The 12,449-nt window shown below is 62.3% G+C and carries 14 protein-coding genes; 11 read left to right on the top strand and 3 right to left on the bottom strand.

Features of this window, described 5'->3' with window-relative positions; all coding sequences use genetic code 11:
* Positions 1-91: 91 nt before the first annotated feature.
* Entirely contained in the window at positions 92-517 is a 426-nt protein-coding gene (locus B0E55_RS14535; RefSeq protein ID WP_019744256.1) for a DUF6314 family protein, read from the top strand.
* Between the two features lie 16 nt (positions 518-533).
* Here the strand turns inward: B0E55_RS14535 and B0E55_RS14530 are convergent, their stop codons facing one another.
* On the bottom strand, positions 534-746 hold the full coding sequence (locus B0E55_RS14530) for a TOBE domain-containing protein (protein ID WP_003942061.1): 213 nt from the start codon (positions 744-746) through the stop codon (positions 534-536).
* Positions 747-888: 142 nt separating this feature from the next.
* On the opposite strand from B0E55_RS14530, the gene B0E55_RS14525 reads away from it, so the two are divergent.
* Positions 889-1,092, top strand: coding sequence for a DUF4287 domain-containing protein (locus B0E55_RS14525; RefSeq protein ID WP_019744255.1), 204 nt, complete (start codon positions 889-891; stop codon positions 1,090-1,092).
* Between the two features lie 6 nt (positions 1,093-1,098).
* On the opposite strand, the gene mftM is transcribed toward B0E55_RS14525, so the two are convergent.
* Together mftM and mftR are read right to left on the bottom strand one after the other, a co-directional pair.
* On the bottom strand, positions 1,099-1,932 hold the full coding sequence (gene mftM / locus B0E55_RS14520; protein WP_019744254.1) for a mycofactocin oligosaccharide methyltransferase MftM: 834 nt from the start codon (positions 1,930-1,932) through the stop codon (positions 1,099-1,101).
* An 11-nt stretch (positions 1,933-1,943) separates the two neighbouring features.
* Positions 1,944-2,543: a mycofactocin system transcriptional regulator gene (gene mftR / locus B0E55_RS14515; protein WP_019744253.1), complete on the bottom strand. Its 600-nt coding sequence runs from the start codon at positions 2,541-2,543 to the stop codon at positions 1,944-1,946.
* Between the two features lie 150 nt (positions 2,544-2,693).
* Here mftR and mftA point away from each other — a divergent pair, with 150 nt between their 5' ends.
* From mftA to mftE, 9 genes are all read left to right on the top strand, one after another.
* A complete protein-coding gene (gene mftA / locus B0E55_RS14510) occupies positions 2,694-2,789 on the top strand; it encodes a mycofactocin precursor MftA (RefSeq protein ID WP_063836238.1) in 96 nt (31 codons plus the stop codon).
* Positions 2,774-3,061 carry a mycofactocin biosynthesis chaperone MftB gene (mftB, locus tag B0E55_RS14505; protein ID WP_007728309.1) on the top strand — a complete coding sequence of 96 codons (288 nt, stop codon included), beginning with the start codon at positions 2,774-2,776 and terminating at the stop codon, positions 3,059-3,061. Before mftA ends, mftB begins: the two co-directional genes overlap by 16 nt.
* Before the next feature lie 76 nt (positions 3,062-3,137).
* Positions 3,138-4,355 carry a mycofactocin radical SAM maturase gene (gene mftC / locus B0E55_RS14500; RefSeq protein ID WP_003942089.1) on the top strand — a complete coding sequence of 406 codons (1,218 nt, stop codon included), beginning with the start codon at positions 3,138-3,140 and terminating at the stop codon, positions 4,353-4,355.
* A gap of 55 nt (positions 4,356-4,410) precedes the next feature.
* Positions 4,411-5,589 carry a pre-mycofactocin synthase MftD gene (gene mftD / locus B0E55_RS14495; protein WP_020906858.1) on the top strand — a complete coding sequence of 393 codons (1,179 nt, stop codon included), beginning with the start codon at positions 4,411-4,413 and terminating at the stop codon, positions 5,587-5,589.
* A gap of 26 nt (positions 5,590-5,615) precedes the next feature.
* Entirely contained in the window at positions 5,616-7,547 is a 1,932-nt protein-coding gene (locus B0E55_RS14490) for a mycofactocin system FadH/OYE family oxidoreductase 1 (protein WP_080909953.1), read from the top strand.
* Entirely contained in the window at positions 7,544-8,371 is an 828-nt protein-coding gene (locus tag B0E55_RS14485) for a mycofactocin-coupled SDR family oxidoreductase (protein ID WP_003941966.1), read from the top strand. The genes B0E55_RS14490 and B0E55_RS14485 overlap by 4 nt, the downstream gene beginning before the upstream one ends.
* Positions 8,371-10,320, top strand: a complete 1,950-nt coding sequence (locus tag B0E55_RS14480; protein ID WP_046378241.1) for a mycofactocin system FadH/OYE family oxidoreductase 2 — start codon at positions 8,371-8,373, stop codon at positions 10,318-10,320. Before B0E55_RS14485 ends, B0E55_RS14480 begins: the two co-directional genes overlap by 1 nt.
* A gap of 52 nt (positions 10,321-10,372) precedes the next feature.
* Positions 10,373-11,611 (top strand): HNH endonuclease signature motif containing protein, encoded by a 1,239-nt coding sequence (locus B0E55_RS14475; protein WP_080909952.1) that lies wholly within the window; start codon positions 10,373-10,375, stop codon positions 11,609-11,611.
* A 101-nt stretch (positions 11,612-11,712) separates the two neighbouring features.
* A complete protein-coding gene (gene mftE, locus B0E55_RS14470) occupies positions 11,713-12,405 on the top strand; it encodes a mycofactocin biosynthesis peptidyl-dipeptidase MftE (RefSeq protein WP_019744248.1) in 693 nt (230 codons plus the stop codon).
* Positions 12,406-12,449: the final 44 nt, after the last annotated feature.

Genomic DNA, 12,449 nt, shown 5'->3' with positions numbered 1-12,449 from the left:
TCCTGCGTGTTCCGGGTGTACTCGGAACATACTCCACGCAGTGCGTTCGGCTCCTTCGCAAGTCCTTGTCCAGGGTCACTAGAATCGTCACATGGTTGACGACGCGAAGATCGAGCCGAGGGCGCTGGCAGGAACGTGGCACTTCGAGCGCGACATCGTCGACCGCCTTTCCGGTTCCACCAAGCATGTCTTCGGCGAGACCACTATCTCCGACGCCGGTGACGGTCGGATGCGCTGGTACGAGAGTGGCACTCTGCGTGACGGCGATCTGGAATTGCCAGTGTTCCGCACTCTGTTCATTGCAAAGCGCGGCCTCGAATGGGCCGTGACATTCGAAGACGGCAGAGAGTTCCACGACTGGGCGCCGGGGGAGGAAGTCGAGCACCTGTGCGGTGCGGACACCTACCGCGGGCGAATCGACGTCACTGCAGTAGATGGATCGGCTTGGGCGGTCGTCTGGACCGTGACGGGGCCGAGCAAGAACTACACGATGACCACGCATCTCACCCGGCCCTGATCGCAGCGATCACCAGTTATTCGACGCCGATCGTCACCTCGGTGGACTTCACGAATACCGTTGCGGCTTGGCCTGGTTCGAGGTCGAGATCCAGTGCGGCATCGCGGGTGATCGACGAAGTCACGATCTGGTTGCCGCCGTCCAACTTCACCTTGACCGTTGCCATGACGGTGCCGAGGTTGACCTCGGTGATGGTGCCGGTGAGTTGATTTCGTGTGGACAGTCGCATCTCTGAAACTCCTGTGCTCTGGGGTGGGTGTACTTCGACCATAATCCGATGGTCGCGTATCTACCCAGCGATTCCGCAGGTGCGGACATGCGGGCACCGCAGGTGCGCGAATATTGTCGGGCGGTGGAGGTAGATTCCGGTCATGACTGAACCCGTGAAAGGCCCGGCGTCGTATTTTCCGTCGATCGAGAAGAAATACGGTCGGCCGATCGGTGAGTGGCAAGAGCTGATCAAAAGCTCAGACCTCACCAAGCACATGGAATTGGTGAATTGGTTGAAGTCGGAGCACGGGATGGGGCATGGGCACGCGAATGCACTTGTCGCCCATACGCTGAAAGAAGGTTAGTTCTTTTCAGGCGGCCGATGCGTCCAGCACCAACCAGCCGCCGTGATGCTCGAATACCTCGAACGGCACACCGGTCTGCCGGCCGACCGCACGCAGTGACTCGAGATCGAACGTACGGATGTGGCCGTGGCACGCGGTGGCTTCGTCTTCGAAGGGGACGGCTATGACGACCCGTTGACGTGCGATTCGGAGTGCCTGCGCGATCACGGCTTCGCCGACCGAGTCGTCGACGTGCTCGAGGAGATGAATTGCGGTGACGGTGTCGGCGCTGTTGTCCGGTGCCGGTACTTCACCCGCGTCGCAGATCACCGTGTCGATCGTGATGCCGAGTTCGGGGGCTACCGCGTCGAGCAGGATCATCGTTCCGGGCAGGATGTCCGTGGCGGTCACGTCCATTCCGGCGCGCGCGAGCCGCAGGGGCAGGAAACCGAAGCAGGAACCCAGATCGAGTACGGAACCGCGAACCAGTTCTTCGGCTTTGTCGTGAATCGGCGCGAAATCTGCAGTGCCGTCCAGTAGTTCGGCAAGGGAGTTCCGGTAGTAGGTGGTCCAGGATTCGAGAGCGCCGTCCACGGTGGACCGAACCAGTCCGACCATCGTCAACTCGAATTCGTCCTGACCGAACTCCGCGTCCTGGATCGACGAGGTGACTCCGGCTACGAGTCGCTCGCTCAGATCGGCGGGAGTGAGGGAGTGCCTGACGTGGAGTCTGCCGCCTCGACGATCGAGCGAGATCGGACCGGAATCGACACGTTCGACGGTGACATGCCCGAACGACCACAAGCCCGGCGTCGACGGTGCCAGTGAATCCAGGACCGGTTCGTTCGTGATGGTGGACATGATCGCCTTTCTCAGGTGGTGATGCCGGTCCGCAAGGACTGCGTACCTGTTTTCAAGAGTTCCGGTAGCTCGAGTGAATCGTCGGTGAGCCACTGTTCGTACGCCGACATGGCGACCCCGAGCAGAAGATAGCCGACCGTGCGTGGGCCGTGATCGGTCGGCTCGAGATTCATTCGGCGTGCGACGTAGTCGGCGACCACCTGCCGCCAACCTTCGTACATCACCACAGAGTATGCCTGAAGCGTCGGAACTTCGAGGATCAATTCCATCCGTTTGCGATGTACCGCAGTCTCTTCCGGCGGGAAGGTGTTGAACGTCAACAATGCGGATTCGAGTGCGTCGACCAACGGTATGTCAGCGGGCAGTGAATCCAGGTGCTCGCGCATCTCGTCGAGATGTCCGTCGAAGTCGCCCCAGGGGACGGCGTTCTTGGACGGAAAGTAGCGAAAGAAAGTCCGGCGCGCGATGCCGGCGGCGTCGGCTATCTGGTCGACGCTCACCTCGTTGAAGCCGACGGTGGAGAACAGTTCGATGCCGATCGTGCTGATTCCCTCCCTCGTTGTGGAGGGGCGACGACCTATCCGAGCGGACGGTTTCTTGCGGCTACGCATACTTTTTTCGCTCCATGTGTGTCATTCTGCACTCGATGCCATTACAGTGGTGAACCGAGTCACAGTGAAGTCCCACTAGTGACCACCAACTCCCAGGTTGGAAGTCTGATCTACAGACTTCCAGACGGAGTGCGACCGCAGGAGGAATCCATGTCAGATCGTGACAACAAGGCGCTCGAGAACGACCTCGTCGAGGAGTCCCTCGTTGAGGAAGTTTCCATCGACGGCATGTGCGGCGTGTACTGACCGTGTCTGCTTTGGATCTCGATGCGGGGTGGAAACTCCACCCGCAGGTAGCGCTTCGCCCCGAACCTTTCGGGGCGTTGCTCTACCACTTCGGAACGCGCAAGCTGTCGTTCCTGAAGAACACGACCATCGTTGCGGTGGTCAAGGCGTTGCCAGACCATCCTGATGTCAGGTCCGCACTACGTGCGCAAGGCATCGAAGATGACGCGGCTCCCCAATATGCCCGCGCGCTGAGCACTCTCGCCGATTCGCACATGATCGTGCCTGTCTGAGCCAGACGCTCGCCCCCACGTGCGGAACAGCCCTTCTGCACGTTCGCCCGCTTCATTTCTTCGCGAGGACACAGCCATGACCTCAGTTCTTGAACAGCCCTCTCCGCCCGCCAAGGTGGGTCGCCTCGTCGATCAGTTCGAACTCGGACTCGACGCCCCCATCTGCCTGACGTGGGAACTCACCTACGCCTGCAACCTGTCCTGCGTGCACTGCCTTTCGTCGTCGGGTCGCCGTGACCCCAACGAGCTGAGCACCGAACAGTGCAAGTCCATCATCGACGAGCTGCAACGTATGCAGGTCTTCTACGTCAACATCGGTGGCGGCGAGCCGACGGTACGCTCCGACTTCTGGGAGCTCGTCGATTACGCAACGGACCACCAGGTTGGCGTGAAGTTCTCCACCAACGGCGTGAAGATCGACAAGAAGGTCGCGGCACGGCTTGCGGCCAGTGACTACGTCGACGTGCAGATTTCCATCGACGGTGCCACCGCTGAGGTCAATGACGCTGTGCGCGGGCCTGGTTCGTTCGCAATGGCCGAGCGGGCTCTCGCGAACCTGAAGGAAGCCGGCTTCAAGGACGCCAAGATTTCGGTGGTCGTCACGCGGCACAACGTCAGTCAGCTCGACGAGTTCAAGGCTCTCGCGGACAAGTACGACGCGACCCTGCGCATCACTCGACTGCGCCCTTCGGGTCGCGGCGCCGATGTGTGGGACGACCTGCACCCACGCCCGGAGCAGCAGCGTGAGCTCTACAACTGGTTGGTGGCCAACGGCGAAGGCGTCCTGACGGGCGACTCGTTCTTCCACCTCTCCGCGTTCGGCGATGCACTGCCCGGTCTCAATCTCTGTGGCGCGGGCCGCGTCGTGTGCCTGATCGACCCGGTCGGTGACGTGTACGCATGCCCGTTCGCGATTCACGAGCAGTTCCTCGCCGGAAACATCGTGAAAGACGGTGGATTCCAGGAAGTCTGGCAGCACTCGGACCTGTTCGAGGAGCTGCGCTCGCCGCAGACCGGTGGCGCCTGCAGCAAGTGCAATCACTACGACTCCTGCCGGGGTGGCTGCATGGCAGCCAAGTTCTTCACCGGACTGCCGATGGACGGACCTGACCCCGAATGCGTCATCGGTAACGGTGAAATGGCATTGGCGTCGGCGGGAGAGGTCCCGAAGTCCAGCGTCGACCACTCCCGTTCCGGTCAACGTAAGACCCCACGTGCATCGGTGCCACTGACACTGATGATGCGTCCGCCCGCCAAGATTTGTGACGAAAACCCGCTTGCGGGAATGCAGTAACTACTGCGCGATACCGACAGTGCGGCGAAAGCTGCACCCCAGAGAGGTCAGTTCAATGGCTAAGAATGCTTTCTTCGAGACGGTGGCAGAAGCACAGCGCCGTGCGAAGAAGAGGTTGCCCAAGTCCGTGTACGCGGCGTTGGTGGCGGGATCCGAGAAAGGGCTGACGGTCGACGACAACGTCGCGGCATTCAGCGAACTGGGTTTCGCTCCTCACGCTGCGGGACTGTCGGACAAGCGCGAGATGTCCACCACCATTATGGGCCAGGACATTTCGTTGCCCGTCATGATTTCACCGACCGGTGTGCAGGCAGTGCACCCCGACGGTGAGGTAGCGGTAGCTCGTGCGGCTGCAGCACGTGGAACAGCCATCGGACTGAGTTCTTTCGCCAGCAAGTCCATCGAAGAAGTTGCCGCGGCCAACCCGCAGGTCTTCTTCCAGATGTATTGGGTCGGCAGCCGCGACGTGCTCCTGCAGCGTATGGAGCGCGCTCGCGCTGCCGGTGCCAAGGGCCTGATCATCACCACCGACTGGTCCTTCTCGTACGGTCGCGACTGGGGCAGCCCGTCCATCCCCGAAAAGATGGACCTCAAGGCGATGTTCCAGTTCGCTCCCGAGGGCATCATGCGCCCGAAGTGGTTGCTGGAGTTCGCCAAGACCGGCAAGATCCCCGACCTGACAACACCCAACCTCGCGGCTCCCGGCCAGCCGGCACCGACGTTCTTCGGCGCGTACGGCGAGTGGATGCAGACGCCGCTTCCGACGTGGGAAGACATCGCCTGGCTTCGTGAGCAGTGGGGTGGACCGTTCATGCTCAAGGGCATCATGCGCATCGACGACGCCAAGCGAGCTGTCGACGCCGGTGTCTCCGCTATCTCGGTCTCCAACCACGGTGGTAACAACCTCGACGGCACCCCGGCGCCGATCCGCGTGCTCCCGGGCATTGCCGAGGCCGTGGGCGATCAGGTGGAAGTTGTTCTCGACGGCGGCATTCGACGCGGCGGCGACGTCGTCAAGGCGCTAGCACTCGGAGCCAAGGCCGTCATGCTCGGGCGCGCCTACCTGTGGGGTCTCTCGGCAAACGGCCAGGCCGGTGTCGAGAACGTGCTCGACCTGATGCGGATGGGCATCGACTCGGGGCTGATGGGCCTTGGCCACTCGTCCATCACCGAACTGAGCCCGGCAGACCTGGTGATCCCGGAAGGCTTCACACGCTCACTGGGCGCCAGCTGAGATTGCGGTTCCGATAGAGCTGTGAGTTGACACTCGACGAACACACAACCCTGGCCGGACGCTTCGTCCGGTCCAGGGTTGTTTTCGGTCCGCATGAGACCAATCTTGCTGTGGGAAGATCACTTTCCGATCGGCACCGTGCGTACTACCAGCGCCGCGCCGAGGGTGGAGCCGGAATCGTCGTCACCGAAGTGGCCTCGGTATTGGAGAACGACTGGCCGTACGAGCGTGCACCGCTGGCGTCGGAATGCGGCCCGGGGTGGCAGTCGATCGCGGCCGCATGTGCTCCGTACGGGACGCTGGTTCTTGCCGGGCTCGGTCATACCGGCATGCAGGGATCGAGCGCATACTCCCAATCGGTGCTGTGGGGACCGTCAAGAGTGGCCGACCCGGTGACGCGTGAGTTGCCGATGGCAATGGGGCAGCCGGAAATCGACCAGTTGATGGCCGGCTTTCGTGAAGCGTCGGCAATGGCCATCGCTTCGGGAATGGACGGAGTCGAACTCGATGCCGGTCCTCGAAGCATTCTGCGGCAGTTCCTTTCGGGTCTGACCAACACTCGGCAAGACCGATACGGCACTGATCGCGTTGCCCTTGTTCGCGAGATCATCTCGGCAGTGCGCGAGGAAGTCGGGTCGGACCACGTTGTCTCCCTGCGGTTGTCCTGCGACGAGGAAGCACCATGGGCGGGACTGACACCCGATCTCGCCGCCGGTTTTGCACGCGATCTGTCGCCACTACTCGATCTCCTTGTCGTCGTTCGTGGCGGACTCTATTCGTCAGAGGGGTACCGACCCGACTTTCACTGTCCGCCGAACTTCAACCTCGATCTGTGCCGTGAGATCAAGGCCGCGGTCTCGATTCCGGTTGTCGTGCAGGGGAGCGTCGTGGACATCACCGACGCTCGTGCAGCGCTGGAAGTGGCCGAGTTCGTCGAGATGACCAGGGCCCAGATCGCGGACCCGGACCTGGTCGTGAAAGCCGCGCGCGGTGATCGTCCACGGCCGTGTGTGCTCTGCAATCAGACGTGCCTCGTGCGTGATCCTCGCAACCCGGTCGTGACGTGCGTGGGGAATCCGAGCGCGGGTTTCGAGACGGTGGACCCCGATGAGCGAGAGCAGATTTCGACACCGGGAGCCGTGCTGGTCGTGGGGGGTGGCCCCGCCGGGATGGAAGCCGCGCGGATCTCGGCGGTGGCGGGGCACTCGGTCACACTCGTCGAGAGTTCATCGCAGTTCGGCGGCATGATCCGAACTTTTGCGCGAGGTGACGGCCGCAGCCGGTTCACACTCCTCGCACAGTGGCTCGAGGACGAATGCCGTCGTAGCGGCGTGACGATGCGGACCGGGGCGGCGGTCGACGCGCAGGACCTGAGTGATGCACGTAGTCGGGGCGAGCTGGTTGTGGTTGCCACCGGTAGTGCTGCGCGGCCGCCGACGTATCCGGTCGACGACTCGGTTCGGTGGTTGGATGCGTCGGAAGCCTTCGGGAAGTTGACCACCGTGGGGCCGGGTCCGGTCGCGCTGATCGATCCGCTCGGTGGACCGATCGCGGTGGCGCTCGCAGAAGCACTCGCGGCCGAGGGCGTCTCCGTCTCGATTGTGACTCCGGACGGCATCGTCGGTTCGAGGCTCGGTGCGAGTGGGGATCTGGTCGGCGCCAACACGCGCATCCAGCAGGCCGGGGTCACCAGGGTGCTCGCGTCCCGTGTCATCGAAATCGCCTCAGGGGCCGTCTGCGTCGAGCACGTTCATACCGGCGAGTGGTCACAGCTCGAGTGTGAAGTGGTGATCGACTGCTCGCCCCGTCTGCCGAACGAAACGCTGAAGGAAGCGGCCGACATCCCGGTGGGTGACTCGGTTGCCCCGAGAACTGTTCTCGAATCCATCCGCGAAGGGCGCTTTGCAGGGTTTACTACTAGAACGAGTTTCAATTCTGCAGAGAGGGCTATCTCATGACACAGGGTTCAGTTCGTTCGCTCGAAGGTCGCGTTGCTTTCATCACCGGCGCAGCGCGCGGTCAAGGACGTGCGCACGCGGTCAAGATGGCGCGCGAGGGAGCAGCGATCATCGCAGTCGACGTGTGCGCGTCGGTGGCGTCGGACAATTCTTACGACGCAGCAACTTCCGAGGATTTTGCCGAGACGATACGTCTGGTCGAAGCGGAGGGTGGGAAGATCCTCGCTCGCGAGGTCGATGTCCGTGACGGCGCAGCGCTCACCGCGGTGGTCAAGGATGGTGTCGAGCAGTTCGGACGCCTTGACATCGTGGTCGCCAATGCCGGGGTCTGTAACTGGAATCGATTCTGGGAAATGTCGGACGAGCAGTGGGAAACCCTGATCGACATCAACCTGACCGGAGTCTGGAAAACCCTCAAGGCATCGGTGCCGGCGATCATCGAAGGTGGGCGCGGTGGATCGATCATCGTGGTCAGTTCGGTGGCCGGACTCAAGGCGCTGCCCGGACAGGCGCACTACGCGAGCGCCAAGTTCGGTCTCGTCGGTCTGACGCAGGCCGCGGCAAAGGAACTGGGGGAGTACAAGATCAGGGTCAACTCGATCCACCCTTACGGAGTAAATACGCCGATGGGGGTCGACCAGGGCGCGCTCGAGGTATTTGCAAAGTTTCCGCAGTACCTTCCCAACTTCACTCCGATCCTCTCGGACATCGCGTTCGCCGAACCCGACGAGATCGCCGATACCGTTCTGTGGCTCGCGGGTGACGGTTCACGCACCGTCACGGCAAGTCATATCGCTCTCGATCAAGGAAACTCCAAGGTCTGATGACGCCGTACCCGCGCCTCTTCGCGCCACTGCGCCTGGGCAACCTGACACTCCGCAATCGGGTCGTGTTCTCCGCACACCTGACCAATTACGCGGAGAACGGGTTGCCGACGGAGCAGCACGCGAGCTACTACGAGGCGCGGGCACGCGGCGGTGCGGGTCTGATCATCACCGAGGAGCACTCGACGCATCCTTCGGATCGACCGTACGAGAAGATGATTGCGGGCTATCGGCCGGAAGCGATCGAGGGATACCGGCGGATCACCGACGCCGTTCATGCGCATGGTTCGTCGATTCTCGCGCAGATCAACCACAATGGGGGTCAGGGCGCTGGAACCTATTCGCGATCGCCGCTGTTGGCGCCGAGCGCCGTTGCGGATCCGTTGTTCCGAGAGGTGCCCAAGGCTGTCGATGACGCGGACATTGCCGAGATTCTCGCAGGGTTCGCCCTTGTTGCGCGCAACTGCGTCGCCGGTGGCTTCGACGGGGTGGAATTGCAGGCGTCGCAGTCGTCCATCGTGCGCGCGTTTCTCGCACCCTCGACCAACCTGCGCACCGATCGCTACGGCGGGGGCGTGGCGAATCGTGCGCGTTTCCTTCTCGAAGTGCTCGGGGTACTGCGTAAGGCCATCGGCCCGGATCGTGTGCTCGGTGTGCGCCTGAGTGGATACGAAGGAACGCGGGGTGGCATCGAACTGTCCGACGCGGTAACCACCGCCCAACTGATCGAAGCTGACGGTCACGTCGACTACATCAACACCACCGTCGGAATGGCCACGGAAACACTGCATCTGGTCGAAGCATCGATGGCTGTACCCACCGGCTACGCCAAGTTCGTCCCGTCTGCGATCAGGGAGGTCGTCGATCTTCCAGTCGTCGGAGTCGGCCGTTTCAAGACGCCGGAGCAAGCCGAAGCTGCACTCGAGGACGGTGTATGCGATCTGGTGGGCGTAGTTCGCGGGCAGATCGCCGATCCGGATTTTGTGAACAAGGCGCGTGCCGGTCAATCGTCAGAGGTGCGAACCTGCCTGTCCTGCAACCAGGAATGCGTCGGGCGGATGGGTCTGGGGCGTTGGTTGGGGTGCACCGAAAATCCGCGCGCCGGTCGGGAATCGGTCCCACTGCCGATGCCGCGGCGACGGGGCCGCACGGTGGTTGTAGTTGGCGGCGGCCCGGCCGGCTTGCAAGCTGCGGCCACCGCGGCCCAGCGAGGTCATGCGGTGACGCTGTTCGAGCGTGAACGAAGACTTGGCGGACAGATTCTTACCGCCTCGGTGGTATCGGTTCGCCGTGAGCTCGCCGACCTCGTGCGAAATCTCGAATCGGAGTGTCGCCGAAGCGGTGTGACGATCGAGCTGGGTGTTGGAGCTGACCTTGCGATTGTGGAGGAACGGGCGCCCGACGTGGTCGTGATCGCAACCGGCGCGCGGCCCGTGCGCCCAACGTGGGCGGGTGGATCAGAGCGTGTCGTAAGTGTTCGAGACGTTCTCGACGGCAGGGTTCTGCCGAGCGGAACGGTGCTCGTATACGACGAGTTGGGATTCCATCAAGGTACGTCGGTGGCGGAATTCCTGGCTGATCGAGGTTGCGCTGTCACGATCGCGACCAACGGCATGGTGGTTGCCCAAGATCTGAGCGTCACCCTGGATTTCGAGGGGTGGAACCGCCGGGCGTTCGAGAAGTCGATCGTGCAACGGACGGATCTGATGGTGACTTCGGTGAGCGCTGGAGCCTCGCCGCTCGTGAGCTTGGTTCACCTTCCGACGGGTGTGGTCGAGGAAGTCGCGGTCGACTGGGTGGTCTTCGCGACACAGCAGGAACCTGTCGACGAGTTGTGGAACTCCTTGCAGGGAAGTTCTTTCGAGATATTTCGCATCGGTGACGCCCTGTCCCCGAGACGTTCGCACGCAGCGGTCATCGAGGGGCATCGGGCTGCGTTGGCGATATAAGTCGTCCGTTTTGTCTCTGGTTATCGAAAGTATGTTCGATTAAGCTTTCGGTATGAACAGTCGGGAAGCATGGCAGCTGGATGGTGAGGGCCTCAAGTGTGAGGTTCTGGATCTGGTGCGCGCCCGGCACGAGTTGCAGTCGCGGATGGTGTTGCTGATCGTGGAGATGTTTTCCCGAGAGGTTCTCGGCGGGAAGGGTTTTCGGGCGATCGCGCAGTGGTTGCACGGTTCGACGAATCTGGAGATCGGTGAGTGCAGTCTGCTGGTCGGGTTGGCGCGGTTGTTGATGCTCGAACCCGTTGTGGCGGATGCGTTTCACCGGGGTGATGTTGATGCGTTGAAGGCGCGGCAGGTGGCGTCGTTTTGTCAGCATCCGCCGAAGAACATGACGCCGGCGGATGTGGACAAGGCCCGCGGGATCTTGTTGGGGTTGGCGTCGAAGAACATCGCGGATTGTGATGCGGCGCGGGCAGCGATTCGGCGGATCGAGAAGCAGTACGGCAAACGCGAGGACGGGGTCCCGGTCGGGGAAGATTCGGAGCGGAACGAGTTCTACGCCTCGAAAGGCCTGTACGGGCGTGTGTCTGTGAAGGGTGATCTGGATGCTGTGAACGGGGCCCGGTTGATCACCTTGTTGTCAAGCCTGTCCGCTCCGACACCGGAGAAGGACGGTGTCAAGGACACGCGTACTCCGGCGCTACGGCGTGCGGACGGGTTTTGCGAGTTGTTGCGCCGGTACGAGGGGGCGGGGTTGGGTCCGATCGAAGGCGGAGTGAAACCACACATCACGGTGACCGCATCGGTGAAAGACATGACGGACCTGCAAGCGTTGAAAGACCTCCTGCCGTCCACTGAGGAACTCGGGTTTGCGTGGACGGATTGGGTGGGCCCGATCAGTATCGACACTGCCCGGATGCTGGCGTGCGACTGCACCGTGACGCGGATCTTATTGGACGAGAATGGTGTTCCGCTCGAGTGCGGTAAGGAAGCGAGAACGGCGACGGTGCCGCAGCGGCGGGCGTTGGCGGTTCGTGATGGTGGGTGTGCGTTTCCGGGGTGCGGGACGCCGTCGGGGTGGTGCGATGCTCATCATATTGTTCACTGGAACGATGGTGGCCCAACAGATCTCGACAATCTGATCTTGTTGTGCGGTCATCACCATCGGACACTGCACCACACGGAGTGGCGGGTGGAGATCGGCCCGGATCGGAAGACGGTGTTCTATCCACCGATGTCGATCGATCCGTATCAGCAGCCGATCGGCGGGAACAGTCCACCCACAGCGGCGTGAACCGCGACCACTGAAAACTCATACACCGGGGCACAACCATGCTCCGGTGTATCCGCATGCTGTGTTGCGGTGGGAGGGGCCGGCACCAATACCATCGAGGGATGAGTTCTCCGCGTGACCTTGCTGCCATCCCGAGTCCTGCGCTCGAAGGCACTGCGCTCACCGTCGTGGTCCCGGTCGGTTCTTTCGAACAACACGGACCGCACCTGCCTCTCGATACCGACACTCGGATCGCGAGAGCAGTCGCACAGGCTCTGCCCGACGTTGTCGTGGCCCCGGCCATCGAATACGGGGCGAGCGGCGAACACGAAGGGTTTGCCGGCACGATTTCGATCGGTGCCGAGGCTATGGAAACCCTCGTCGTTGAATACGGAAGGTCGGCGTTCAGGTGGACGAAGCGGGTGCTGTTCGTCAACGGCCACGGCGGAAACGGTCCCGCGCTGGCCAAAGCTGTGGCACTTCTTCGATACGAGGGACGTGACGCCGCTTGGGTGCCGTGCGCTGTTGCGGGTGCCGATGCGCACGCGGGGCACACTGAAACGAGCCTATTGCTGCACCTTTCGCCCGATTTGGTGCACATGAGCCTTGCTGAGACAGGAAATTTGTCTCCTATCGCGGACCTGATGCCAGGAATGCGTTCGGGCGGTATGGTCGCTGTGTCGCAAAACGGCGTTCTCGGCAATCCAGTCGGGGCTACCGCCGAAGACGGCGCATACATCTTCGGTGAGTTGGTAGGACGCGTGACGGATGGACTGGCCCGGTGGGAGCCTGGTCCAGATGGGAGGCTTCGGTGACGACCACGACCGAGTGGGGGCGGACGGTCCACCTGCGACGGCTT

Origin of the sequence: Rhodococcus sp. 66b, from assembly GCF_002076325.1 — a bacterium.
GTDB classification, from domain to species: Bacteria; Actinomycetota; Actinomycetes; order Mycobacteriales; family Mycobacteriaceae; genus Rhodococcus_F; species Rhodococcus_F erythropolis.
This window is presented reverse-complemented; position numbering and strand designations above follow the sequence as displayed.